Origin of the sequence: Salinivibrio sp. KP-1 (genome assembly GCF_000968645.1) — a bacterium.
Taxonomy (GTDB): domain Bacteria; phylum Pseudomonadota; class Gammaproteobacteria; order Enterobacterales; family Vibrionaceae; genus Salinivibrio; species Salinivibrio siamensis.
Genome location: NZ_LAQR01000048.1, coordinates 101,626 through 126,215, shown reverse-complemented (window position 1 = coordinate 126,215; position 24,590 = coordinate 101,626). Strand labels below are relative to the sequence as shown.

At 49.6% G+C, this 24,590-nt stretch carries 21 protein-coding genes; 8 read left to right on the top strand and 13 right to left on the bottom strand.

What is annotated here, in order from left to right; genetic code table 11:
* Positions 1 to 5: 5 nt before the first annotated feature.
* On the bottom strand, positions 6 to 1,406 hold the full coding sequence (locus WN56_RS13990; RefSeq protein ID WP_046075587.1) for an HlyD family type I secretion periplasmic adaptor subunit: 1,401 nt from the start codon (positions 1,404 to 1,406) through the stop codon (positions 6 to 8).
* 244 nt (positions 1,407 to 1,650) lie between these two features.
* Between WN56_RS13990 and pdxH the strand changes: the two genes are divergently transcribed.
* A complete protein-coding gene (gene pdxH, locus WN56_RS13985; RefSeq protein ID WP_046075586.1) occupies positions 1,651 to 2,289 on the top strand; it encodes a pyridoxamine 5'-phosphate oxidase in 639 nt (212 codons plus the stop codon).
* 95 nt (positions 2,290 to 2,384) lie between these two features.
* Here the strand turns inward: pdxH and WN56_RS13980 are convergent, their stop codons facing one another.
* The gene (locus tag WN56_RS13980; protein ID WP_046075585.1) at positions 2,385 to 3,083 is read right to left on the bottom strand and encodes a PAS domain-containing protein; all 699 of its coding nucleotides are present in this window, start codon (positions 3,081 to 3,083) and stop codon (positions 2,385 to 2,387) included.
* A 516-nt stretch (positions 3,084 to 3,599) separates the two neighbouring features.
* Entirely contained in the window at positions 3,600 to 5,453 is a 1,854-nt protein-coding gene (locus WN56_RS13975) for an SUMF1/EgtB/PvdO family nonheme iron enzyme (RefSeq protein WP_046075584.1), read from the bottom strand.
* A gap of 583 nt (positions 5,454 to 6,036) precedes the next feature.
* Here WN56_RS13975 and WN56_RS13970 point away from each other — a divergent pair.
* From WN56_RS13970 to putP, 4 genes are all read left to right on the top strand, one after another.
* Positions 6,037 to 6,813, top strand: coding sequence for an AraC family transcriptional regulator (locus WN56_RS13970; RefSeq protein ID WP_046075583.1), 777 nt, complete (start codon positions 6,037 to 6,039; stop codon positions 6,811 to 6,813).
* 231 nt (positions 6,814 to 7,044) lie between these two features.
* Positions 7,045 to 10,158 (top strand): bifunctional proline dehydrogenase/L-glutamate gamma-semialdehyde dehydrogenase PutA, encoded by a 3,114-nt coding sequence (gene putA, locus WN56_RS13965; protein ID WP_046075582.1) that lies wholly within the window; start codon positions 7,045 to 7,047, stop codon positions 10,156 to 10,158.
* 31 nt (positions 10,159 to 10,189) lie between these two features.
* Positions 10,190 to 10,900 (top strand): aldehyde dehydrogenase family protein, encoded by a 711-nt coding sequence (locus tag WN56_RS13960; RefSeq protein WP_046075581.1) that lies wholly within the window; start codon positions 10,190 to 10,192, stop codon positions 10,898 to 10,900.
* Between the two features lie 47 nt (positions 10,901 to 10,947).
* On the top strand, positions 10,948 to 12,444 hold the full coding sequence (putP, locus tag WN56_RS13955) for a sodium/proline symporter PutP (RefSeq protein ID WP_046075580.1): 1,497 nt from the start codon (positions 10,948 to 10,950) through the stop codon (positions 12,442 to 12,444).
* Positions 12,445 to 12,522: 78 nt separating this feature from the next.
* Here putP and WN56_RS13950 read toward each other — a convergent pair whose 3' ends face one another.
* Positions 12,523 to 15,369: a diguanylate cyclase gene (locus WN56_RS13950; RefSeq protein WP_052708108.1), complete on the bottom strand. Its 2,847-nt coding sequence runs from the start codon at positions 15,367 to 15,369 to the stop codon at positions 12,523 to 12,525.
* Positions 15,370 to 15,638: 269 nt separating this feature from the next.
* Here WN56_RS13950 and WN56_RS13945 point away from each other — a divergent pair, with 269 nt between their 5' ends.
* On the top strand, positions 15,639 to 16,331 hold the full coding sequence (locus WN56_RS13945; RefSeq protein ID WP_046075579.1) for a GntR family transcriptional regulator: 693 nt from the start codon (positions 15,639 to 15,641) through the stop codon (positions 16,329 to 16,331).
* Here the strand turns inward: WN56_RS13945 and WN56_RS13940 are convergent.
* The gene (locus WN56_RS13940; RefSeq protein WP_046075578.1) at positions 16,314 to 17,006 is read right to left on the bottom strand and encodes an HAD-IA family hydrolase; all 693 of its coding nucleotides are present in this window, start codon (positions 17,004 to 17,006) and stop codon (positions 16,314 to 16,316) included. The two genes, WN56_RS13945 and WN56_RS13940, sit on opposite strands and share 18 nt — an antisense overlap.
* Positions 17,007 to 17,160: 154 nt before the next feature.
* Between WN56_RS13940 and WN56_RS13935 the strand changes: the two genes are divergently transcribed.
* The gene (locus WN56_RS13935; RefSeq protein ID WP_046075577.1) at positions 17,161 to 17,856 is read left to right on the top strand and encodes a fumarylacetoacetate hydrolase family protein; all 696 of its coding nucleotides are present in this window, start codon (positions 17,161 to 17,163) and stop codon (positions 17,854 to 17,856) included.
* On the opposite strand, the gene WN56_RS13930 is transcribed toward WN56_RS13935, so the two are convergent.
* From WN56_RS13930 to WN56_RS13915, 4 genes are all read right to left on the bottom strand, one after another.
* Complete coding sequence (locus WN56_RS13930) at positions 17,817 to 18,371, bottom strand: DUF1415 domain-containing protein (RefSeq protein WP_046075576.1); 555 nt, start codon at positions 18,369 to 18,371, stop codon at positions 17,817 to 17,819. The genes WN56_RS13935 and WN56_RS13930 overlap by 40 nt on opposite strands.
* Before the next feature lie 50 nt (positions 18,372 to 18,421).
* The gene (locus tag WN56_RS13925; protein ID WP_369795711.1) at positions 18,422 to 18,877 is read right to left on the bottom strand and encodes a CreA family protein; all 456 of its coding nucleotides are present in this window, start codon (positions 18,875 to 18,877) and stop codon (positions 18,422 to 18,424) included.
* 146 nt (positions 18,878 to 19,023) lie between these two features.
* Entirely contained in the window at positions 19,024 to 19,356 is a 333-nt protein-coding gene (locus WN56_RS13920; RefSeq protein ID WP_052708107.1) for a hypothetical protein, read from the bottom strand.
* A 92-nt stretch (positions 19,357 to 19,448) separates the two neighbouring features.
* A complete protein-coding gene (locus WN56_RS13915) occupies positions 19,449 to 20,129 on the bottom strand; it encodes a hypothetical protein (RefSeq protein WP_052708106.1) in 681 nt (226 codons plus the stop codon).
* 364 nt (positions 20,130 to 20,493) lie between these two features.
* Here WN56_RS13915 and WN56_RS13910 point away from each other — a divergent pair, with 364 nt between their 5' ends.
* Positions 20,494 to 20,895 carry a GFA family protein gene (locus WN56_RS13910; protein ID WP_046075574.1) on the top strand — a complete coding sequence of 134 codons (402 nt, stop codon included), beginning with the start codon at positions 20,494 to 20,496 and terminating at the stop codon, positions 20,893 to 20,895.
* A gap of 86 nt (positions 20,896 to 20,981) precedes the next feature.
* On the opposite strand, the gene WN56_RS13905 is transcribed toward WN56_RS13910, so the two are convergent.
* From WN56_RS13905 to WN56_RS13890, 4 genes are all read right to left on the bottom strand, one after another.
* Positions 20,982 to 22,277 carry a site-specific integrase gene (locus WN56_RS13905; protein WP_052708105.1) on the bottom strand — a complete coding sequence of 432 codons (1,296 nt, stop codon included), beginning with the start codon at positions 22,275 to 22,277 and terminating at the stop codon, positions 20,982 to 20,984.
* On the bottom strand, positions 22,277 to 22,507 hold the full coding sequence (gene xisR, locus WN56_RS13900; RefSeq protein ID WP_046075573.1) for an excisionase family protein: 231 nt from the start codon (positions 22,505 to 22,507) through the stop codon (positions 22,277 to 22,279). Before xisR ends, WN56_RS13905 begins: the two co-directional genes overlap by 1 nt.
* Complete coding sequence (locus WN56_RS16640) at positions 22,504 to 22,890, bottom strand: hypothetical protein (protein ID WP_052708104.1); 387 nt, start codon at positions 22,888 to 22,890, stop codon at positions 22,504 to 22,506. Before WN56_RS16640 ends, xisR begins: the two co-directional genes overlap by 4 nt.
* A gap of 74 nt (positions 22,891 to 22,964) precedes the next feature.
* Positions 22,965 to 24,464, bottom strand: coding sequence for a P-loop NTPase fold protein (locus WN56_RS13890; protein WP_046075572.1), 1,500 nt, complete (start codon positions 24,462 to 24,464; stop codon positions 22,965 to 22,967).
* Positions 24,465 to 24,590: the final 126 nt, after the last annotated feature.

The following is a 24,590-nucleotide window of genomic DNA, read 5'->3' as shown; positions in this document are numbered from 1 at the left end:
CCTCTTTATTCGCGCAATGCTGTTTTTTGCGCGCGCGTAATGGGATTAAGTAAGTAATCCAAAACCGTGCGTTTACCCGTGATAATGTCGACGGAGGCTGTCATGCCTGGAATTATGGGTAAGCTTTTTTCTGTGCCCAAGCTGTCTTTTTCGGCACGTATTTTGGCGAGATAAAAACTGTTTCCTTCTTCGTCTTCGATGGTATCAGCACTGATGGTTTCAAGCTTGCCATCCAGTCCGCCATAGACGGTAAAATCGTAAGCGCTGAATTTGACTACGGCATTAAGGCCTGGACGTAAGAAAGCAATATCTTGAGGGGCAATTTTCGCCTCAATCAAGAGGTTATCCTCGGACGGTACGATTTCTATAATGTCCATACCTGGTTGGATGACACCGCCTACTGTGTTGACGTGCAGCTTTTTAACCGTTCCCTTGACAGGTGAGGTCACGACGGTGCGTGAGACTTTATCCTGTAATCCAACACGCCCTTCAGACATTGCGGCAATTTGCTTCTCTACTTGGTTGAGTCGCTCTTGCTGGTCGGTGCGAAACGTTAATGCAACATCAATACGTTGGAAAACAGCTTCGCGCAATGAGGAGACCACGGAAGGGAGAGAAAGCTGCGCTGAGGATAACTCACGCTGAGTATCATTTAATTGGCGCTGGAGCTTGAGTAAGTCGATTTTGGGGACAACGCCTTCATCGGCAAGCGGGCGTGTGATATCGAGCTCCTCTTGCGCGAATGCTTGGCTTTGTTCGAGATTCGCGATTCGAGACTCCAATTCGACAAGCTCTTGTTCCTTTTGTCGGATTTTTTGCGCGGTGACATAGAGCTGATTTTGAATATTAGAAAGCTGTTCTTGATATCGCGCTTGTGTCTGCGTGATCAAGTTTGGGCGTGTCGTGGTAAAGACGTCCGGAAACAAGAGTGGTTGGCGCTCAAGCAGAATACTTTCTCGCCATTGCTCAAAAGGCACGGTTTCATCGACACGAATAGCGGCGAGCAACGCTTGCAGGCGCAACCTATCTGCGCGTAGACCGAGCAACTCTTGCTCTCTTTCTCGGAAATTGGCGCGAAAGAGGGTATCGTCAATGAGGATAAGCCGTTGCCCTTTATTCACTTTGTCGCCTTCTTGGACTAAGAGCGCTTTGACCAAGCCCCCCTCAAGGTTTTGCACGACTTGAAGCTGTGAAGAGGGGATCACTTTTCCTTGTCCGACGGTCACTTTATCGAGCTGTGCTTGTGATGCCCAGGCCGTGGCGACAATCAAAAATAGCACGATAGTCCATAGCAAAACGCGAGCACTTTTCGGCGTGTTGAGCAAAAGTGCGGCCGTCTTGTCATCGATGTAATCGAGGTGCTCATCTCGGGGCAAGCTCGCGCGAGATTTATCACGTATCGCCATCTGACCCCCATCGGGTGTTTCACTTCCTTCAAGCTTAGTCTATGGTGCTGATTTTTTGCAGACTTTCTCACTCTCCGAGTGGGCCAGCGCGATGAAAATATAGACCGCTCACGTCGCCAAGCCTGAGCAATGAAAAACGTTGGGGTCATTGATCCCTGTTTCTGTCGCCACGGTAATAAATTGCACTTGTGTATCGTTAGGTACCTGCGCAAAATAGCTGAAAATAAACGAATTGGAGAAAGCAATGGAGTTGTCAGATATTCGAAGAGAATACACCCAAGGGGGACTGCGTCGTGACGATTTACCCGACGCGCCCATGGATTTATTTGGCCAGTGGTTACAACAAGCCATTGATACCCAAGTGCCTGATCCAACCGCAATGACTGTCGCCACTGTCGATGAAGATGGGCAACCTTTTCAGCGCATCGTTTTGCTTAAAGACTTTAATCAAGAGGGGTTTGTTTTTTACACCAACTTGGGGAGTCGCAAAGCGCTACATTTGAAAAAAAACAGCAAGATTAGTTTGCACTTTCCTTGGCATTTTATTGAGCGACAAGTCCATATTATGGGTGAGGCGGAGCCTCTGAGTAAAAAAGAGGTATTTAAGTATTTCACTTCCCGCCCCAAAGAAAGTCAGATCGCGGCATGGGCAAGCAAGCAAAGCGAACGCTTATCAGCACGCTCGGCGTTAGAAGGCAAGTTTTTAGAGCTGAAAAAGCAGTTCGAGAAAGGGGAAGTGCCTGTCCCTACATTCTGGGGCGGCTATCGAATCAAACCCCAAAGTATTGAGTTTTGGCAAGGTGGCGAGCACCGCTTGCACGACCGTTTCTTATATCAGCGCCAAGAGGGTGATCGCTGGGCGATTGAGCGCCTAGCGCCGTAGCTTGTGACGCGCCTTGACGATAGCGGTGGGAGACGCCATCTCGTCCTCCCAGAATGACGGCGAGATGGCGCATGGTTGAGTTGGGGGCTGCTTGGTTAATCTCGCAGCACCACAGACAATTGTTGGGTTAATAAGCTTTCGGGAATCGCGGAGCCAAACCCTTGCGCGAGCGCATGCTCTAATAAACCTGCTTTGGAGTCGACATCGAACTTTTCGCGTAAATGCGCAAAGTGGTTCTCAATGGTTTTGACGGACACCGACAATGTCTGTGCGATCAATTGCGGTTTCTTACCATGCAGATGAAGGAAAAGTACCTCTCGCTCTCGTGACGTCAGGTGTACCTGAGAGTCACTATGGTGATGATCGCACAAGGTTTGTTCAGGGTGGGTGACGGCACGGCACACCCAATGCCCGACTTCTAAAATAGCGGTATCACTGAGCTCCTGGCCACAGAACATGACCCCACAAATATGCCCCTTTTCATTGAACCAAGGCGTTTTGGTAAACAGGTGCGCATGCCAACGGCCATTGGCATAAGGATGAATATCGAGCACACGGAGTCGCTTGCCTGTTTTCATCACATATTGGTCTTGCGCTTGAAATTGATCGGCGCAACGCGTGGTGGGGCAGGGCATATCATGGTCGGTTTTGCCTATGCAGTCTTGCGGTTGTGTAAGGCCCATGAGGCGGCAGTATTCACTATTGGCGTAGACAAACACCGACTGAGTATCTTTGCAGCCCCAACAGCCAGGTAATTGCTCTAGCATAGACAGAGCAGGGGGAACGTGACTCATATTGCTTACCCATTCATTGTTATTATTATTGGACGCAAGCGCCCATCAAGATATAGAAAAACGGACAAGCTATTGGAGCATAAAAAAAAGCCGGCATAAAGCCGGCAAAGACAAGATTTCCCTTTCAGGACATATCCTGTACGACGTGTAGAAGAGGTTGTCGAGATACCAAGCGGATGTCTGAGGGTAAGTGACGACGCTGGTATCTGACTGCACCTAACAGTGTTAGGAACTGCTATAAACGCATTCATCGGGACAAATCGCGTTTACGGGGTTTACTATATCCAGAAGGCTAGACGTTGGGTAGGGGGGATTTGACCTATTGACATCGAATCAAGCAACTTAATATAAAGATTGTTAGTTTTCGCTCGTTCAATCAGGCTTGATATTGTTTAGGTTGTGTCGGTGTCTAGGGTCAAAAGCATCAAGACAAAATGGCTTGCCCCCACACAAAAAACGCCGCTACGAATAGCGGCGTTTGTTTCTACCATGGTGATGAGGCTCAGTGTGACGAGATTAAGGGGTTTTGATATCTCGCACCACGCGGAACCCAAGGTAGTTAGCGCTGGTGTTTTCGCCTAACTCCAAACGCTCGGAAACGCGTGAGCGTTGAGGTGAAAAGTTCCACGCACCGCCACGAGCGACAGGCGTATCATTGCTCACCCACTCCCAAACATTCCCCGCGGTGTCATAAACACCGAATGGGTTAGGCGGAAAGCTTTTAACCGGTGAGGTGCGGTCGTTTGACCATACTGTGCCGCTCCAGCCTGTATTGGCGTTGCCGACACCGATTTCATTGCCCCACCAGTAATCGCTTTCCGTGCCACCACGGGCGGCCACTTCCCACTCAACATCGTTTGGAAGTGCGTAGCGCTGCCCCGTTTGTTGGCTTAGCCACTTGGTGTAAGCCTCGGCATCATCTTTATTCACACAAACGACCGGAGAGTCAGCCGCTTGATCAAAGCCGGGTTGACGCCAATCTGTCTCTAGGCTTTGGTTGATCTCGCCATTCACCAGCATATTGCAGCCATTGCCTTGTTCAGCCGCGGTGACATAACCGGAGGCTGTCACAAAGGCGTCAAATTGCTCCACCGTGACGGGCGTTGCGCCCATCGCAAATGATTGCTGAATAGCCACATTTTCACGTGCATCTGGCCCTACTTTGTATTCGCCAGCGCCGATCACCACCATTTGCGGTGCTTCGAGATTGTTGGCAACAGGGTCAGTGAACTTTTTACCTGGGCTTGGCGGCTGATTAGGCTGCTCTTTCAGTTTGGCCCACACCACTTGATCTTTACCGAGGTAGACTTCGCGATCATAAGGCACAAAACCAGGTTTAGTGACCGTTAAGTCATGATTGCCCACTGGCAGCATGAGTTCTACGGGCGTACTTCCGTATGACACATCATTAATGGTCACACTGTCATCGTAACGATTAGACCGTATTGTCACGTTAACCCAGCGTTTCGCCTGCTGTTTACGATTGGCTTGCTGCTGTGCTTGGGTGGTTTCAACACAGTATCTGTCTTCAAGATCAAGCAGTCGACATGCCGCCGTTTTATCAGGACGGCTTACCAGCTCCGCTTTAATACGCGTTGTGTAGTCCATGCCACCGGTAAAGCCTGCGTCAACGACTTCACTGTTAGTGACGTGGATATTAAACGCGACTTTATCGATGTTTTGCTTCACTGCATTGGATTCGGTGACAAAGTCCGTTACCTGGCCTCGGAAGTCACGAATCGCTTTTTGCATGGTCAGCGTCTCACCTTGGTTCGCGCACGCCGACAATGTCATGTTGGGCGAACAGGTCAAGCTATGGACAACTTCAATAGTGTCTTTTTGGGTGAGCTCTTTACGTAGACGTTCCGCGCGTGCTTCGCGCATGGCCTCATGTAAATTCTCAAGGGTTGTTGCCAATAGTGCTTGTTCTCGTTCAAGTTTCGCCAGTCGTTTCTTCTGCTCGATAATGGCGGACTCGTTGGCAGCTTGTGTTTGCTGGTGGTTGTTCACCTGCTGCCATGCTTGTTGGTAGGCCTGCTGATACGGGCTGATATCTGTGCTCGGATCGGCAATTAAATCCTGAAATTTCGCATCCAGCTCTGCTTTAGCATTACTGCGTTTGCGTTTCAGGTTGCTCAGCTCATCTTCTAACGTCGCGCGCTTGACCAAAAGGTCATCCAATTTCGCCTGCTGCAGAGCCAGTTCATCGTTTCGAGCCTCCAACGTATCTTCTTTATCGCGGAGTTTCTCAACCAACTCACTGACCGGATCGAGATTATCAGCGGAAGACGCGTTTTCAGCGAACGCCAACTCGGTTAGCAGTAGGGGAGGGAGCGCTAAGCATAACGCTTTTATATATTTCGTTGTCATAGTTCCCTTGCTTACGCATGTCGCAATAATAATACCTATGTCCAAAAAGTAGACTATCACGGAAACCCGCGTTGCCACGCAAACCGTGCTAATTATTTGACGGCAGTCAGCATTCTGCGACGTGATCGGTGCAACTGTGCTCATGGTTTTTATGTTTATGCGAGATTACCTTAAGCGGTGGCTTGCTTCAAATAAGATTGCGTGAAGACACGATAAAACGGAAGAATGATCAAGGTGTTGATCCCCTTTGATCGCCTCGAAACAATGATCAAGTCAGTGAGGCTTTCATCGAATAAGGTTTAAATGTTTGAATTTTATATTTTTTATCTATTTTTGTGGTGGTTTTTTTATCGCGTTACATCCGGCTTTCATCCGATCAACAAGAAATACATGAGGGATCCTTCGCATTTTTAGCGTCAAAATGACAGAGGCCGTAAAAAATGCACTACTTGATCATTGTTCCGTAAAGTTGAGAATAAGCACATAGAATCCAGTCGCACACGGGTGATAAGCGTGCCAGAATGAGGAAAAGGCACTTGAATGTTTGGCGGCAAACCCGTAATCCGCACCAAGAGGGATAGCCATGGTGGTGAAAACACCCAAAGTCTCTGAAGTGATCGCCTTGCCTCGGCAACAGCTTCACCATAGCCATGAGTACAAGCAGGTCGTGATTGGTCTGCAAGGGCAAACGGAATTCGATGTTGATGGGCGTGGCAGTCTGGTTGGCCCAGGCCAAGGCTGTTTGGTGGAGGAATCACACGAGCATGCGTTTACCGGGGTTGGACGTAATGAAATTCTGGTGATTAATCTTCCACACCAAGAATGGGTGGGGCATGCGTCCATGCATGATAACATTGCGCGTTTGTTTAGTCGCGAGCCTTACTTCCAACTCGACACTCACGCGCAAATGCTGATCAAGGCGCTGACCGCAGAGATGATCGCCAACCCGTCTGATTTGCTGCTTAGCCGCGCTTGTGCGGATACGCTGATGTGCGTGTTACATCGCCATTTCCGTGACCATGTTTCTCCGCGACGTGATGGTCACCGTTTAAACATGGATATCATTGACCGTTATATTCATCAGCACATCAGCCGCAAAATCTCGGTGGCGCAGTTAGCGGGCAGTGTTTTTCTGGCTGAAAGCCAATTCCACCAGTTATTTAAAGAGCAGGTGGGCACCACGCCACATCAATATGTGCTTGAAAAACGCTTTGCCTTAGCGAAACAACTGATTAAAGAAAGTGAATTGACCATGGCACAAATTGCCGATAGCTGCGGTTTCTCTAGCCAAAGCGGTTTCACTAATGCATTTTCTCGCTATTTTGGCCTCTCGCCTGCCAAGTTTAAGGGCTCGGTTTAAGCTTGGCCCAATATGCTTTCGCCGTCTCAGGCATCAATAATATGCACTTCATTTGTTATGCCATTATGGCGATCGACAGCTTTATTTGTTAATCATCGGAGGATTTTGCAATAATGCCGGTGTATTTTGTAAGACCCTACTGATAGACCACGCATAGAATCGATCGCAAAGTAACAATGACGTAACATTTTTCCTGCCCGAGTTTGGGAGGACGTGAGTGAGGATACCACTATGTTTAAAGCCATCGATGCTATGCAGCCCTCGTTTATCGAGCGCCCACTAGCGCAGATCTGGTCTGAAATCTCTCCGCTGTATTGCGTTGACGAAAGCCTATGGCTTCAACAGTTAATTCCCTTAGCGGAAGCCACTGACAGTGAGCGTGAGCAAACACGTCGTCAAGCCACGCAGTTGATTGAGCAGGTACGGGCGGATAAAAAAGCCGTTCAAATGATTGATGCGCTCTTGCTTGAGTACAGCCTGGATACCCGTGAAGGGATTTTGTTGATGTGTCTGGCTGAAGCGCTGATGCGCATCCCTGATTCGCACACCGCCGATGCACTTATCCGCGATAAATTGAGTGTTGCTGACTGGAAAGCCCATTTGCGCCACTCCGACTCCCTGTTTGTTAATGCCTCAACGTGGGGACTGATGCTCACCGGAAAAGTGGTGACCTTGGATGAAAGCACCGAAGGGAAACCAGCCTCTGTTATAAACCGTCTTGTTAACAAAATGTCCGAGCCAGTGATTCGCCAAGCCATGCATCAGGCGATGAAAATCATGGGCCACCAGTTCGTGCTTGGCCGTGATATTGATGAGGCGCAAAAGAACGGTGAAGGCCCCCGCAATAACGGCTTTACCTACTCATTCGATATGTTAGGGGAAGCGGCACTCACTCAAGAAGATGCTAAAGCCTACTTAGCGGACTACTTACAAGCCATTGAATCTGTGGGCGAAGCCAAATCTAGCTACCAAGGTCCATCGCCGTCGGTGTCGATTAAGCTGTCGGCTTTGCATCCGCGCTATGAAGCAGCCAACTACGATCGCATGATGAACGAAATGTTCGACACTGTGTTGGTACTGCTCAAGCGTGCCCGTGAAAAAGATGTGGCGATCACCATTGATGCTGAAGAAGCGGATCGTCTAGAACTCTCGCTAGCCCTATTTGAAAAGCTATATCGCGATCCTGTGGTTCAGGGCTGGGGTAAATTTGGTTTGGTGGTGCAAGCCTATTCAAAACGCGCGCTCCCTGTGATTACTTGGTTAGCGGCGTTAGCAAAAGAGCAAGGTGATGTGATCCCAATGCGCTTGGTAAAAGGGGCGTACTGGGATAGCGAGATTAAACTATGCCAGCAAGGTGGACACCATGGCTATCCGGTATTCACCCGTAAAGAGGCGACTGATGTCTCTTATCTCGCCTGTGCCCGTTTTCTGTTGAGCGAGCATGTCCGCGGCCTCATTTATCCGCAATTTGCCAGTCATAACGCCCATACCATCGCCGCGATAGCCTCGATGGCATCCCATCAAGACTTTGAGTTCCAGCGCCTTCATGGCATGGGTGACGCGCTGTACAACCATGCAAAAGCCTTATTTAACACCGAGGTGCGCATTTATGCCCCAGTGGGCAGCCACAAAGACTTGCTCCCTTATTTGGTGCGTCGCTTACTGGAAAATGGCGCAAACAGCTCGTTCGTTCACCGTTTGGTCGACGCGCGTTGCCCGATTGATGATCTTATCGCCGATCCTGTCGATACATTGCGTGCCAACCAAACACTGCATAACGATCGTATCCCCCTGCCGTTAGATATCTTTGGCCCCTCACGCAAGAACTCTCAAGGCGTGGCGACCGATATCGACTCAGAATGGCAACCATTCACCGCAAGCGTTGCGCCTTTTATGGGCGCGCACCAATGGCAGGCCGGCCCCATTGTCAATGGCCAGCGTCTGGCTGGTGACACGCATCCTATCGCTGCGCCTTATGATCGCGAGGAGCCTGTCGGCCAAGTTGACTGGGCGACGTCTGATCAGGTGAACAATGCACTCGATATTGCCGCGAATGCTTACCCAGAGTGGTCGAAAACAGCGGTTAGTGAGCGTGGTAAGTACTTACTTGACCTGGCTGATAAACTCGAAGCGAATTTGGGTGAATTGGTGGCGATTTGTCATCGCGAAGCCGGTAAAACGATTCACGACAGCATTGATGAAGTGCGTGAAGCGGTCGACTTTTTGCGTTACTACCCCGAGCAGGCCAAAGCGTTGCAGGGCGAGCCGCTTTCATACACAGGCTTTGACGGCCAGATACAGTCCGTAAGCTATCAAGGTCGTGGCGTATTTACCTGTATTAGCCCGTGGAACTTCCCATTGGCTATCTTCTTGGGGCAAGTCAGTGCGGCGCTGGTAGCCGGTAATACCGTGGTGGCAAAACCGGCAGAGCAAACCTCCATTATCGCTTATCGCGCGATTGAGTTGCTACTTGAAACCGGGATCCCAGCTGGCGTTATCCAACTGCTCCCGGGCAGTGGACCTGTGGTGGGTGCGCCATTGACCGAAGACAGCCGCATTGCCGGTGTGGCATTCACAGGGTCAACGCCTACTGCTCAGCGTATCACACGTACATTGGCTGAGCGTGACGCTGATCCTGTGCCTGTGGTGGCAGAAACCGGCGGACAAAACGCTATGCTGGTAGACAGTACCGCATTACCTGAGCAAGTGGTGCGTGATGTATTGCGCTCAGCGTTTGCGTCCGCGGGTCAGCGTTGTTCAGCCCTGCGTGTTCTCTACATTCAAGAGGATATTGCTGACCGTGTAATTAGCCTGATTAAAGGCGCAATGGCTGAGTTGTCGGTGGGGCGACCAGAGCGCCTTTCTACCGATGTGGGTCCGGTGATTGATCAAACCGCGAAAGACAAATTGCTTGCTCACATTGAACAAATGAAACGCAGCGGCAAATTGGTCACCCAAGTCCCGCTCTCGTCTGAGTGTGATAAAGGCACCTTTGTCCCGCCAACGGCCTTTGAAATTCGCAGCATTGACCAGCTGAGCGAAGAGCACTTTGGTCCGATTTTGCACATTGTTCGTTATCGCGCAAACGAACTCGACAAAGTGATTGATGATATCAACCGCACTGGTTTCGGTCTGACAATGGGTGTGCATAGCCGTAATGAAACCACATGTGCTCATATTGAGCACCGAGCGCGCGTGGGTAACTGCTATGTAAACCGCGATCAAGTCGGCGCGGTAGTTGGGGTTCAGCCATTTGGTGGCCGTGGCCTGTCAGGTACCGGCCCGAAAGCGGGCGGACCACATTATCTCTACCGCTTTACACAAGCGTCAGTAAACGTTCAATAAGTCGGTTGGTATCAAGATCAGGAGAAGCGTGATGGAGCAATTAAATAACGTTTTAGAGCAGTGTGACGCGGTATGGGAAGACTGGAACGATCAAACCGTTGCTGGCCGCATCACTTTATTACAGCGGTGGTCTGAAACCGTTGCCGCACGGGGCGATGACTTTGCCCAAGCGGCGAGCATGATCCGTTTTCAGTGCGACAGCGCAGAGCGGCTGCTCAACAAAGTACATGAATTACCAGGGCCAACGGGGGAAACTAACGAGCTCTATACCGCCGGGCGTGGCACCGTCGCGGTGACGGGCGATGCCTCGCTGACGTCCGTTGCCTTATGTGGCCAGTTAGCCGCCGCCTTGGTCGCTGGTAATTGTGTGGTAGTGAGTGTTGAGGGCACTCACGCTGATATGGTCGACGCTGTACTGGCCGACCTCATTAAAGCCGGATGCCCAGACCGTGTGGCGGTTCGCGTTGGTATTGACGCGCTCAGCGATCTGCTGGTTCATCCGCATATCGTCGGGTTGGCAACGACAGGGGAGGACGCACATGTGCGACATGTCAATCGCCAGCTCGCACAACGTAAGGGTGTGATTGCCACACTGGTTGCGGAAACTGACACGGCTGACTATCCCGTGATCGGCACGCCTGACTATGTGTTGCGTTTTGTGACCGAATGCACCCGAACCATAAATATCACTGCTGTAGGTGGTAATGCCACGCTTCTGGAACTCGGCAGTGGTGAACATTAACTTTCCAGAAATGGCCCCGGTTGGGGCCATGTAATTGAGGGACAGATATGATAGACAATAGCTATGCCATCAGTGCAACCTTTCTGGCATATCTCATCATGATGCTTGCCATTGGTGTATATGCCTACAAACGCACATCCAACTCCGAAGACTACTTCCTCGGGGGGCGTTCTTTAGGCCCATGGCCTGCTGCATTGTCAGCGGGTGCATCAGATATGAGTGGTTGGTTGCTGCTTGGCCTTCCTGGCTATGCCTACGCTGCGGGAATGGAATCACTTTGGTTAGCAGGCGGTTTGCTGTTAGGGACTTACCTGAACTGGTTAATTTGTGCCAAACGCCTGCGTACATACAGTATTGAAGCAGATAACGCATTGACGTTACCGGAGTTTTTTGCCCGCCGTTTTGAAGACAAATCAAAACTGCTGCAAACCATCTCTGCTTTCTTCATTTTGCTTTTCTTCCTTTTCTACACCAGCTCCGGCTTGGTTGCAGGCGGCAAACTCTTCACCACGGTGTTTGGGTTTGATTACACCACTGCGGTGGTGATTGGCACCATCTGTGTTGTGTCTTACACCTTGTTCGGCGGCTTCTTGGCGGTATCTTGGACTGACTTGGTACAAGGTTTGTTGATGGCGGCAGCCCTGCTGATTGTGCCTTTCGTGATCATGGACGGGAGCATCTTTAAGCTTGGCAGCGATGTGGCGGCTGTTAACCCTGAGTTGATGACGCTTTGGCGTGATGTTGAGGGCGAGCCGCTATCTTGGATCGGCATTGTATCGCTGGCCGCATGGGGACTGGGTTACTTTGGACAGCCACATATTTTGGCACGTTTCCAAGCCACCCGTTCAAACAAAGACATCACTACCGCGCGCCGTATTGCCGTTGGTTGGTCTGCGCTGTCAATGTTTGGTGCGGTGCTTATCGGGCTGGTGGGCATTTTGTACGTACAAAACGACATGACAGCCGATCTGAAGGATGGCGAGAAAATCTTCATGCTTCTCGTTAACGCGGCATTCCATCCTGTTATCGCAGGTATCCTGCTTGCCGCCATTTTGGCTGCGATCATGAGTACCGCGGATTCACAGCTACTGGTTTCGTCGTCTGCGTTAGCGGAAGATTTCTATAAGCAAGTGTTCCGTCCTGATGCTTCTACGCAAGAAGTGGTGATGGTGGGTCGCGGCGCTGTTATCTTACTCTCGGCGATTGCGCTTGGCTTAGCGATGGATCCAGAAAGCTCAGTCCTCGGCCTCGTGTCGTATGCATGGGCGGGCTTTGGGGCTGCCTTTGGCCCAGCACTGCTGCTCAGTCTGTTCTGGCGTGACATGAACCGTAACGGTGCACTGACGGCGATTTTGGTCGGCGGCGTGACAGTTGTGGTATGGAAACAGCTTTCAGGCGGCATTTTCGATTTGTATGAAATTGTTCCTGGCTTTATCTTTGCGGGATTGGGCGCGATTGTGGTGAGTAAAGCAACCGGTGGCCCAAGCGAGTCGGTATCAAAACAATACGAGTCTTATGAAAAGAGCTTAGAAACCATGGCCTAAGCCTTGGCCATAAAGCCTCTATTCAAAGCATCGTATAAAGGAGCGCATTCGCGCTCCTTTTTTCTTTGGCGTTCACGTTTAGGATGGCTGTGACTCGTGTCCGCTACGTTGGCGCACACAGTTCCGTCCGTCACGCTTGGCACGGTACAAGGCTTGGTCAGCTTGCTTGAGGCCATCGACATAATCGCTAGCCTGATGATTGCCAGCCACACCAATGCTGACCGTCACTTTTAATGACGGCGCAATGTCGTCAAGGGTCAATGCCGCGATACGACGGCGTAATCCATCAAAGTAGCGATAACCATCGGCCGGTGTCCCTGCAAACAGTAACGTAAATTCCTCGCCGCCCCAGCGGGCGATATGACTTAAGTGCTCGCGTTCTTTATCTAAAAAGCTTCCGATTCGTTGGATAATCTGGTCGCCAACCAGGTGTGAATGCTGATCGTTGATGCGCTTAAAATGATCAATATCTAGAATCGCTACTTGCAAGGGCTGCCCCGACTGGTTGGCTTCATCAAAGGCCAGGTGCCAGTATTCGTCAAAGGCGCGTCGATTCGCAAGGCCGGTTAATGCATCCTCTTTCGACATACGTTCAAAATCGTCAGCTTGCGCTTGTAGCGCGTGTGTTTTCTCTTCCACCAGCGCTTTTAGCTGCGCCTCTTTTTGTTGCATTCGGCGGATTCGCCACATAAAGGCGCCGTAGGCGAGGGTAACTAAGGCCAAGAACCCCAGCGCACGTATATCTGACCGTTGCCAAAGCGAGGGAGTCACACTGAAGCGATAGCTAAGCACATCATCACTCCAGTTGCTATAGGGGTAGCGAGCACTGACTTTAAAGGTGTAGTCACCCGGTGGTAAATTCGTATATTCGGCAATATGGTTTTCGTGACGGTAGGCCCATTCAGACTCAAAGCCCTCTAGTTGGGTGCGGTACTGGATTTGTTCTGGCATGGTATAGCCAAGCGCAGCATAGGAAAAGGAGACGCGATTGGTACCAGCAGGGGCTCTGTTGCTCGCCTCTGGGTTAATCGCTTGGCCATCAAAGTGCACGTTCTGCATCACGATCGGCAAGGGCTGGCTGAGCATCTGTGACAATCGCGCTGGTTTAACACTCGTCACGCCTTGAGCGGTGGCGAAGATAATATCGCCTGCCGCGGTTTTTGTCGCCGCAGGATTAGAGCCGCCGTTAGCCTGACTATTCAGCATGCCATCGCTTTGATCATAATGCTCAAAGTCAATACGCGCGCGGGTTTTATCCGCCACTTGATGCGCGTGATGATAGTTGACCCGCCAGATCCCTCGGTTACTGGACAACCAAAAACTTTGGTCATCGCCTTTGATGATTTGAAAGAACTTATCAATCGGTAGACCATGTGGTCGGCCGACTAACGCGAGTTGGCTATCAGATTGTCGATAACGGACAATACCCCGATCAGTGGCCATCCATACGTAGCCAGGCTCGTGAAAAAAGCCAAAAACATACTGCGCTTGCTCTTGATCGGTGAAATCGAGCGGCGTGATGGTCTCATTGATCAGATACCCGGCTCCGCTGCCGGTGCCTATCCATAGCTTGCCCGTTTCATCGAACGTTAACGACATAACATAGTTACCGGGTAGGGCACTATTTTGACTATTGTAGCGTGCACGCTTTTGATAAACGGTTGACGAGTGCGCGGATTGACTGCCTGGGAGAGACGAAAACGTGACCAAGCCACGTGGTGTGCCCACCCATAATGCACCATCACGTTCGACAATCGCCCTGACTTCATTGTCAGGCAATTGATCGTTCAGGGTTTCGGCGGGAGTGAGCGCGCCTTGGTGCCAGTAGTAGAGGCCTTGTTGGTAGGTACCCACCCATACCCCACCTTGTGCTCGAGGCGCGAGACTGAGCACCGATATATCCTTGGCGAGTACTTTGGCATTACCTTGTACGATATCAATTTGGCTTAACCCCTCACTGGCCCCTGCCCACACCGTATTTTTATCGTCAGCAAGTACGGTGCGCACATAGTCACCGGCTAGTCCATTGTCTTGAGTCAGCGTCACAAAAGGTGCGTATCTAAGCCGCATTGCACCGCCGTTAGTGCCTATCCAAATGCTGCCCTCATTGTCTTCAAACCAGGATAATATCCGGTTGTTGGGCAGGCCGCGGTGATCGTCGAGAAAATCGATATGTTGGTCTTTCATGTGAGCAATACCGTGGCTAAGGGTCCCGAACCAATAGGCACCACGGCTGTCTTGTTCAACCATGGTAATCGCTTGGTGGAGTAGCTCACTCGCCAGTGGCGTCCAGCGACTGTTTTTATAGCGCCAAGCGCCATTTTCGGAGCCGACTAGGAGGCTCCCATCCTGACCACTCGAGACATAAAAGGCTTTGCGAAACAGGTTGTGAAAAGAGAGAGGCGTCGCGCCGTTTTGCAAAGACAGTTGGTAGACCCCTTTTTCGGTGGCCGCATAGACTTGACCATCGGCGGTCTGGGTCAAGTGATAGCTACTGAGGGTATCGATAAATGTCTGTGGGGTGGGGTCGGGTTGCGAGAGCTGTTCAGGGGCGTAGTAAGCAATCCCCATTCCCTCTACGGCTAACCACAAGCCACCTGTCTGGTCATGGAGCGCATCATTAATGAGACTGGGGGCTGTGGGAAGGCCCTGCCACGAAAAGCCTTGTCGCATCACTAAGCTGCCTCGTGCCCCTCCGGCATAAAGTTGATTGTCAGGCCCTGTCGCCAGGGCGCGCGTCCCTGAATCTTTCATTTGTGTGTCAGGGCCGCGGTCAAAGCGCACAAACTCTAAACCGTTATAACGTGCCACGCCCTCCCAAGTGGCAAACCACAAGTAGCCATCCGAGGTTTGGGCAATGGCATTGATGCTGTTATGCGGCAATCCGTTGGCAGAGGTCCAGGTTTCAATAAAGTAATCAGACAATTGGTTATCCTTGGCATAACTGGGCGTGATATGTCCTGCCAAACCTAACCAACAAAAAAGCGTAATACACACGAGACGTCGGCCTAGTTGTGGGGAAATATGTCTCAGCGTGTTCCTTAAGTGCATCTTTTGTTCTTTGCTCCGATTCCGAGTAGACTGGCGATTCTATCTTAATCACTGTTTATTTCTTGGACATAATGGACAGGTTTTGACAGCAAATTGAGAAAGATCACACTAGCGATACAAAGATCACGCAGGCCTGACAGCTCATGATGCAATTTATGGTGATTCGCCAGCAGTTATTAGCGCAAATTGATCGCGGTTTATTGGCGCCGGACAAAAAACTCCCAGGTGAGCGCCAGCTTGCAGACACCTTTTCCACTACCCGTGTCACCTTGCGAGAGGCACTTGCAGTGCTTGAGGCGGAAGGACGCATATATCGGCGAGAGCGACGTGGTTGGTTTGTGGCGCCCACCCCTTGTGCGTATGATCCCAGCCAACTCGTCGATTGGCAGCACAATTTCTCTCAACACGGTGGCCAATTTGCTTGGCTATCTCAAAAGACGCCCATGGCGTCGGCGTCGGTGAGTGATCAGATGCAACTGCCTCCATTTGCTCAGGTCTTCGAGGGAGAGGGACTGATTCAGATCGCACAGCTCCCTGTTGGCTTTGTGCGTACGTATCTCCATCCTGATTATTTCCCCAGCATCTGGCAAACTGGCGACCAAGCAACGTTGTTAAACACGCCAGCCGATGCGGATGTGTATTGGTCGAGCACATGGGAAGCGCTAGACAGTGATCGTGCTAGTGTATTGGCCGTGCCTGCTGGTACGCCAGTGTTAATGGTGACCCGAGAGTGGCACATCCAGCACGCCCACGGGGGTCAGACTATCCGGATTGATACGGAGTGGTGGCGGCAGCATGCGGTGACACTCTGTGGTTGCTCAGCGCGTGATGCTTAGGCTGGCCCTGTGAAAAAACGAGAGTAAGTCTTCACTTTTAAACAGCCGCGTCACCAAAGGGTGCACCGTAGTGGGTACATTGGGGTTGGGGTTAAAGTGGATGGTACGCATCTCGGCATTGATCCCCGCTTGTATGCCCTTGTTGGTGTCATCGATGAACACACACTGGGCAGTGGGGCATGCCATATTCATCGCAGCGTAGTGAAGAAGATCCGGGGCCGGCTTCCAGCTGTTAGTCTCAAAGGCACTGAATAAGCGATGCTCAAAATAGGGCAACAGTTTGGTGAGTTGAAGTGCATGGGCCATTTTTTCTACCGGACTATTTGATGCGACACAAACATCAATCCCTTGCTGTTCAAGCGCCTGTAAGACGGTTTCAATGCCCTTTACTGGCGCTAACTCAGCCTCGAAATACTGACGACATAAGTGGCGAAAACGTGGCTCGAGTTGATCTATAGGAATATGTGTGCCGCTTCGCTCGCAGGTTTGCTGGAGGACATCGGTCAGTTTTCCGCCCTCAAAATGATCGAGCGAGTCTTGCAGGTCAACACGCACACCAAAGGTAGAGAAGGTTTCTACCAAGGCTTGGTGGGATAATTTCTCTGAGTCAACTAAGGTTCCCTCGCAATCAAAAATGACGCAATGAATGGGGGGATCAAATGGATGTTGCGGCATAGGTGCTCCCTTCAATCTCTCTTTGTATCCTTGGACGAGATAGAAAAATCAACAAGTCAGTGACACGGGAAATGCCAACTGTGTCTTGCATTCTTGCCTTTTTCGTTATCAAAATTAGTCAGGGATCGACTTTTCATTAGCAAGGACAAAACCGATGCGTTATCAACATCAATGGTTAAAGGGTGGGGCGATCGATTTGCCCGTTGGACAGGTGGTGTGTGTAGGACGTAATTATGCTGCCCATGCGCGAGAGCTTAACAATCCTATTCCGGATGAGCCGGTTCTGTTTATGAAACCGCCGAGTGCAATCCAACCTCTGGATGACAAGCTGGCGATAGTGGCGTCATTTGCCCCCGTTCACTACGAAACCGAGTTGGCGGTGCTGATCACCAAACCTTTATTTCATGCCACTAAGCAAGCCGTTGAAGACGCCTTGGGCGGGATGACACTGGCGCTGGACTTGACCCGTCGTGAAACGCAAAGCCGCTTAAAACAAAAAGGGTTACCTTGGGAGCGGGCGAAAGCGTTCGCGGGGAGCGCAGCGGTTGGACGTTTTGTGGCGGTGCCTGATGATTGGCGTGAGGTCGTATTTTCATTGTCCATCAATGGCGAGATGCGGCAGCAGGGAAATAGCGCGACCATGTTAATGCCCGTGATCACGCTTATTCAGCATATAAGCCAAACATTTTGGTTGAACCCAGGCGACATTGTGTTGACGGGCACCCCCGAAGGGGTTGGTGTGCTGGAAAACGGCGACCTTTTATCGCTGTCGCTTGAGGGGCAACACCTTGCCCAAACCCAGGTAGTGGTTCAGTCTGATGAGGCTTTTACCCAAGGAAAGAGTGCTTGACGCTCTTCGTGGGTCAGTGCTGAAACACGGGCAATGTTACGCGCGGGGATCTGTTCTGGGTCTTGGCCATAATGGGCGAGCGCGCGCGACATACTGGCCTCACGGATTAAGTGAAAGCATGGATAGGGTGAGCGATTGGTTAAGTTCTCGCTATCTTCAGGGGCGCAGCCTTCAAAACAGTAGTCGGGATGAAAACTGGCAACTTGGAAAATTCCCCGCCAGTGGTAGTGGTCAATCATCGCCTCGGTAGCATCGACTAAGTCGAGGTAGTGATCAAAGTCAGCGAGCGCGTTGGGCACCACGACCACCGTGGTATCAGTGATGGCAGGATCGGTGTGATCAAGATGGACTAAAGCCTGATAAATCGCGGTTAAAATCTCGGTATCATCTTGGGCGTCACAAATATCAATATGAATTTGTTGTTTGCGACGGGGCTTAGCAGCGAAAGGGCAAAGATTTAGCCCGATCACCACGTCATCTAGCCACGCGTTTATGTGTGTTTCTACTGTATTCATCGAGTTGTTGCCTAAATCAGCACATGCACCTAAAAGGCACGCAGCGACGATTATTGTTGTGACTGTGATTGATAGGCTTTGGTGCCCCAAAGAGGAACCGTGGACAAGCTATGCTTAAAGCTGCCGGATGTTTCTTTTGTTGAGTAAGAGAGATACATCAAGGTTTGATTTTTTACATCAAAGATCCGACGAATCTTCATCGACTTGAAGAAAATACTTTTTGATTTTCTAAATACCACTTCGCCCGATGCGCTTTTATCGATATTGGCAATCATCTCTGGCGTAATTTCACCGGTTTGACGACAAGAGATGGCACTATCACTGGGATCAGAAAAGCTTAAGTCAGCTTCAACAGAGGCGACATGGCACGTTACCCCGCTCACCACAGGATCGACAAGATGGTTAAGCTTGATGTCTTTCATGGTAAACATCCCCAAGCTTACGTCCCCAACTTCATCGTTGTCACAACCAGCCAGCGCCGCGGCTAGCGCGACTACAAATAGCATTTTTTTCATCATCAAAGCCCTTGTTTATCCGTGGCGGGAGTGTATCACAGCCTAGGCGGGAGGAGGAAAAGTGTGCGTTGACCAAGAAGACCTATGATTGTTGGTCACCGACAAAAAGATGTAAGTCAATAGCAGGCTGTTCGCTATTACTCGCGAAACTGCGCATCGCCATCTTGACCTGCTAGGGATTTAGGCTCGAACGTCATTAATACTTGGGCGGCATCGCAGTAGCTGCCGGTATCGGCGAATTTTTTTCGGGCTGCAGCAATTTTACGCTCGGCAATGCGCCTAACGTCTTGCGCATTAGCTTGATTACTAAACGTCATTTGCTGGCTAATCATTTCTTGGCTAAAGGTCGATTTGCAAATCTTCTCGTTTTTGTGGGTTATGACTTTGTCGGATTGAGATGAGTCAACCGAGTTTGCATAGGAAAATGTAGAAAAAACAATTAAAAGGAAAACAAACGTCCGCGCCATCATCTTGGCTCCTGCTGCTCTTTCCCCCAATGATAGCATCAAGCCACGACGCCGCCTACTGGCGACGCCGAGCAATTGTGAACGAAATTGAAGCGTTACTGAGCGGGTAAATCATGCTCCGCCGAGTGCGTGAGTGAGGCGGGAGTGGCAATATGGCCTGGCTTTACCGACTCTAACCAATAACCCAGTGCCGAGAGCCAAATGAGTGAGTATGCCACTAATTCTGTGCTTTCCTCGGCGATATTTTTAACGTCTCGCACATACATGGCTCCCATGGCTTGCTCCCACAGCTCGCCCATTCCAAATAAGCGTGAGTAAACCAGCAGTAGCCCCAATGCCACAATCAGCATCGTACTGCTTTTGGCACTCAGCGCATGGGCAAGGCTGGTGAATGTGTCACGGCCGTGTTTGATCGCTGGCCAAAGAGTTAATCCGGTGACCAACAATGCGGGTACCTTCCAGAAACCATGCATTACGATATCGAGTGTGGCATCGAGCTCACGGATCATCAGCACTAAGAAAAAACCACTCATAAGCTTTGCTGCGTGACAAAGCGTAGGGTTGAACTTGGCGACGCGGCGAAACGTGAATACGGTGAGGATCAGCAGGAGCAACTGTGAGAGCTCAATAAGTGAAGACTCTGATGCGACATTATGCGCGGCCACACTGTAATGAATAATGCCGGCAATACCGGCGAGATAGCACGCGACAGCAAAAAACTTGCCTGCCCCTTTGAGCACGGCACGAGCAGCACATGAAGATCGTAGTAGTGTCATATCACCCTCAACTTGATAAAAACGATCAGCCCGTCCGTAGATCACGTCACGTATATGTGACCTTTATCCCAAATTTTATGACAATGATATTACGGGGCGCTTTCATAAACTGCAATAATTTATGTGACTAATGTCACTATATGTTCAGGGTGGCGTCAGGATTGTGAGCGTTTGCTCGTCAAGCGTCTAGTTGGATCGACGCAGTGTCAAAGTATTTACACTGTAAATACTTTGACGACGAGATAAGGAAACATCTTTGGCGCAGATTAACTGACAGTTATGCCTATGAAATCAAACATTTTAATTGTTTTTTACTAGGCAAGAGTAGACAATGAAGTCTGATACTTTAGATAGGGATATGCTCATGTCCACGCTCTCTGCTAGCTGCCTATGTGGTGGTGTCCGTCTTACATTGCCAGATACCTTCCTTTATATGGGTAATTGCCATTGCTCTGAATGTCGTAAATTCACCGGGGCAGATTATTCGTCAGTCGGTGGTATTGAGGCTGAAAAAGTGGCCGTTACCGCGGGCCAAGATCATCTTCGCTATTATGAAAAGAGTGCCGAAACGGTTCTCGCGTTTTGTGGGCACTGTGGGTCGAGTCTTTTCTCTCATAAAATCAATAAGGATGTGTTCAATATTCGTCTGGGAATTTTGGATACCGCCCCACAATGCGCGCCAAATTTTCACATTCACACGGCGTCGAAGGCACCATGGCATACGCCCAATGAGTCATTAAAACAGTTTGAACATGGGCCGGATTAATTCGGTCGTGTTATGCAGTTACTGATCCGCCCTCTTATCCTGGCTGATACGGACTTGTTGCTCCATTTTGAACAACAAAACCGTGCTTATTCCTCGCTTCCCCGCCCTGCTTGGTTTTTTCGTGAGTAAGATTCATCAATGGGACACGTATGGGACACAGCTGCGAGCCTTTGGTTAAGGTAATTCGCTTGGTCTACACTCCTGCTAGGCATGAACTTGCCATATGTCGTAAGCACTAAGGTTGCATTTTTGTGCCCCATTTGCGAAGCGATCCAACTTGGATTTGCTCCCTCAGTGAGCATCCAACATGCATAGCTATGTCTTGTTTGATACGGGCTGCGACGGCGAATGCCTGTTCGCCGCATGCAACTGTTCCACATGCTAGAGAGCCCGTGCTTGCTGTAATGACTGCCGTTTCGCGTGAGAAACACCCAATGGCAACGCTCATGCCTGGTTTTTCCTGGCTCTCGTTGTTGGACAGAGATCTCATGTGCTGAGCGAAGAAACGTTATGGCCTTTTGGCTCTTTAATGCGTCAATCGCAGGCTGGAGCAAAGTGATTGTGCGCTCGCCTGATTTGGTTTTCGGCAGTTTGAAGTACCCGCCGGATGTCAGATTTCGTGACACATAAAGCATGCCTTTTTCTAAATCTATGTCCTCCCAAGCCAATGCACAAATCTCACCATGCCGAAGCCCCGTGTAGATGGCGACGGTCCAGAGGTTACGTTCGTGCGCTTTAATAGCAGGGTGATTGATCAAGCGAGAAAACTCATTGTATTCAAGCGGGTCGGGCTCTCTTCCATCGATCGGCAGCCCCTTAATTTTTTCGAATGGATTGTTTTCGAGGTATCCGGACTTCTTTGAAAAATTCCACACCTCTGAACAAATCGACATGTAGGCGTTAACCGTACTACTGGCGCGACCTTTTACGCCAGCAATTCGTTTGTAGGACTTTTCTCCTGTAAGTAGCTCATGACGAAACTTTAGTGCGTCCTCATAATTCACATTCACAACGAGCTTTTCTTCGCCGAGTAGGCGTGTACACGTTAGAGCTATGTGTCGCTTGCTTCTGATAGTCGTTTGGGTATTGATAGATTCTTTGGTCTTAAGCCAGCGTTCAAATAGCGCTTTGACAGTCATAGACCTCCCCAATGACTCAACGTTACCCAGCTCTAACGCTCTCTTGGAGTTGGGAAATCGCGCCAGGTAGTCAAAGGTGCCGTCTGATATTTCAGAGACGATGACGGCGCGCAGCCGTCCCGCCTTGCGAATATTGGCCGGCGTCGCCTTCCAGCCTTTAAGTGTTTCTTTGCAACGTTTGCCGCGGTACAAAAACCAGATACGAATTGACGTACCACGAACTTCCACGCCTTCTGGTGTCATCACGCGATCCTCTGGGCATAGTTGAAGTATTCGTCAATGGCCTTGCGGTTGTACATTATCTTGCGGCCATTCTGCTTGCCGGATGGTGATACCCGGATGTATTCAACGCCTTCATTCCATCGGCCAAGACGAAAATCTTCGATTGTTCGTGCGCTTAGCCCGGTCAATTTGATTAGTAAAGATAATTCAACCCAATCATTGGGCTGTACGAGTTCTATTGGTTTGGTCATTTGGTTGTTACCTCAAAGAGTTGTAATAGCCGTTTTCGGCCTTGGTCGTTGTACCAAAAGGTTTCGATTTGCTTTTTGCTATTGGCGGCCTGGTCGAGCCGCCATTCACCGAACTCTTGGCGTTTAAGATTATTTGCGTTGGCCACTCGGCCCACTCTCTGGGGAGAGACACCGATCTCTTTTGCTATGTCGGTTGCAGAGTAGTGAGGGAGTGTGGTGACTGGCATATCCCAGCCAGACGCAATAAGGGCTTTGATTGCGGTATCAGATAGACGACATGCAGAGAGCAGGCCCAGTGCGACGTCTAGGCTGCAGCTTTCACAGTATGAGTCGAAGCGTGTATGGGCAATAGCTTCGCTGGTTTGGCATCGAGTACATAGCATGGGCGACCTCCTTGGTTGAAGGTAAGTCGCGCCTTGTGGTTATGGAAGGGACTGCTATATTATTCATGTGTCATTTACTGATCGAATGATATTGCTAGCTCCACCCAGTTTTTATAATCTGCCTTAGTCGCCTTTAAGTTAAACAAAGATTGTTGGAATGAGATTTTTATACTGTCTTCATAACCAGATGGATCTGGTACACTTAATTCTAGCCACTCATAGTTTTCTGTTTTTTTAGCGTTGTCATATTCACTGCATGCCATATTAGCAGTTTCGAGAAGTGTACATAGATCAATCTTAACTTTTCTAATTGTCTCTTGCGCATCAATAGGCACCAAGTCTTGCATGTTTTCATGGTAGTCAATATAAAACCCTAGGTGACTATATCCCATGCTACTGATAGCTTCTTTGAAGCTAGTTTCTGGCGAGGCCTCTATCCATTTTTCATACAGTTTTTTGTTTGCCTCATATAAAACGAATAGGATAAGTAATAAATGAGGACTGAGTGTTTTTTCTGTATTGCTAAGCACTGACAAAAATTTATCAACGAGCTGTTCGGTATCTCGTAGTGAAAGACTGAACATAGATGCAGTAGTAGATATAGTGCATGCGACTTCAGGTAGGCCATTAATATAAGGGGTGTGCCCAGAGAGATTGACACTTTCCTTATTATGGTATTTTTCAATAACGCTGGCAGAAAAAGCGTACAGCGAGGTGGGCGTTAAAGTGTATCTACGGCGGAAAAATCGCCCTAAGTACCTCTTGGCATCAAAGTCTTTGCCGTATACTGCTTTGACGGTATGCTGAAGTTGCTCTGTATCCGTCGCTACAACGAAAACAATATTATCTAGCTCGAAAAAGTGTTTAACGACTTCTAGCATTTCAACAGCATAGCTCGGGCGACAACGATCTAATTCGTCGATAAATACGAAAGCAGGTGATTTAAGTTTATTCTTATGTGATATGACGGCTGTAACTAATATCTCAATCTGTTCTCTAAGATATTGAATAGAATGTAGCTTTTCATTATGCTCATCGACTAAGCACTTGGCTAATTTAGCTGCAGACTCGCTTATGGCCTCTGAGGAATCCACCTCTTCAAGCTGCTCGCTTTCAGGGCCACCTCCTGTATCTGAAAAAGCGTGGATATCGATACCTGTAGCTTTTTTAAACAAAGCTCGGGTTAATATAGGTGCAGCTGTTTTTAAGAATTTAGCTGATGTTTTTACAATGTTATCTATTGATTGGTTTTCTGGGGGAAGCTGACATTTAAGAGCATCTATTAAAGATGATACAACAGTCAACATTGGATCATCTGAATAATCTTGCTTCCATGCATCTATGTAAACTACAGGGTGAGTATCTTCAATGCTATCCAGCCACCGCTTGATGAAGAAGGTCTTTCCGGCTCCCCAGCTAGCGTTTAAATTAAGAACGTAACCCCCATTTTTTGATACATCAACCAGGTAATTATGTAAGAATGAAGCATATCGAGCTCTGTTCAGAGTGTCTGGCGGAAGCCGCTCACTAGTTGTCGGGTTAGACCAATCAAAGGTTAATGTTTGTTCGGGCATGGGGATTCCTATTTTTCGCTGGAGAGGGATAACATTCTTGTCCGCTTTGTTGTCCGAATAGCGACCTCTGGAGGCTAGGGCCGCTTTTTCAAACTAGAAGAGATAATGATTAGCCGATCGTTAGTA

What these genes read in the sequence shown, in the direction of transcription:
- WN56_RS13990 (WP_046075587.1), bottom strand. Translation starts at nt 1,406, where the DNA reads ATGGCGATACGTGATAAATCTCGCGCGAGCTTGCCCCGAGATGAGCAC.
- pdxH (WP_046075586.1), top strand. Translation starts at nt 1,651, where the DNA reads ATGGAGTTGTCAGATATTCGAAGAGAATACACCCAAGGGGGACTGCGT.
- WN56_RS13980 (WP_046075585.1), bottom strand. Translation starts at nt 3,083, where the DNA reads ATGAGTCACGTTCCCCCTGCTCTGTCTATGCTAGAGCAATTACCTGGC.
- WN56_RS13975 (WP_046075584.1), bottom strand. Translation starts at nt 5,453, where the DNA reads ATGACAACGAAATATATAAAAGCGTTATGCTTAGCGCTCCCTCCCCTA.
- WN56_RS13970 (WP_046075583.1), top strand. Translation starts at nt 6,037, where the DNA reads ATGGTGGTGAAAACACCCAAAGTCTCTGAAGTGATCGCCTTGCCTCGG.
- putA (WP_046075582.1), top strand. Translation starts at nt 7,045, where the DNA reads ATGTTTAAAGCCATCGATGCTATGCAGCCCTCGTTTATCGAGCGCCCA.
- WN56_RS13960 (WP_046075581.1), top strand. Translation starts at nt 10,190, where the DNA reads ATGGAGCAATTAAATAACGTTTTAGAGCAGTGTGACGCGGTATGGGAA.
- putP (WP_046075580.1), top strand. Translation starts at nt 10,948, where the DNA reads ATGATAGACAATAGCTATGCCATCAGTGCAACCTTTCTGGCATATCTC.
- WN56_RS13945 (WP_046075579.1), top strand. Translation starts at nt 15,639, where the DNA reads ATGATGCAATTTATGGTGATTCGCCAGCAGTTATTAGCGCAAATTGAT.
- WN56_RS13940 (WP_046075578.1), bottom strand. Translation starts at nt 17,006, where the DNA reads ATGCCGCAACATCCATTTGATCCCCCCATTCATTGCGTCATTTTTGAT.
- WN56_RS13935 (WP_046075577.1), top strand. Translation starts at nt 17,161, where the DNA reads ATGCGTTATCAACATCAATGGTTAAAGGGTGGGGCGATCGATTTGCCC.
- WN56_RS13930 (WP_046075576.1), bottom strand. Translation starts at nt 18,371, where the DNA reads ATGAATACAGTAGAAACACACATAAACGCGTGGCTAGATGACGTGGTG.
- WN56_RS13925 (WP_369795711.1), bottom strand. Translation starts at nt 18,877, where the DNA reads ATGCTATTTGTAGTCGCGCTAGCCGCGGCGCTGGCTGGTTGTGACAAC.
- WN56_RS13920 (WP_052708107.1), bottom strand. Translation starts at nt 19,356, where the DNA reads ATGATGGCGCGGACGTTTGTTTTCCTTTTAATTGTTTTTTCTACATTT.
- WN56_RS13915 (WP_052708106.1), bottom strand. Translation starts at nt 20,129, where the DNA reads ATGACACTACTACGATCTTCATGTGCTGCTCGTGCCGTGCTCAAAGGG.
- WN56_RS13910 (WP_046075574.1), top strand. Translation starts at nt 20,494, where the DNA reads ATGTCCACGCTCTCTGCTAGCTGCCTATGTGGTGGTGTCCGTCTTACA.
- WN56_RS13905 (WP_052708105.1), bottom strand. Translation starts at nt 22,277, where the DNA reads ATGACACCAGAAGGCGTGGAAGTTCGTGGTACGTCAATTCGTATCTGG.
- xisR (WP_046075573.1), bottom strand. Translation starts at nt 22,507, where the DNA reads ATGACCAAACCAATAGAACTCGTACAGCCCAATGATTGGGTTGAATTA.
- WN56_RS16640 (WP_052708104.1), bottom strand. Translation starts at nt 22,890, where the DNA reads ATGCTATGTACTCGATGCCAAACCAGCGAAGCTATTGCCCATACACGC.
- WN56_RS13890 (WP_046075572.1), bottom strand. Translation starts at nt 24,464, where the DNA reads ATGCCCGAACAAACATTAACCTTTGATTGGTCTAACCCGACAACTAGT.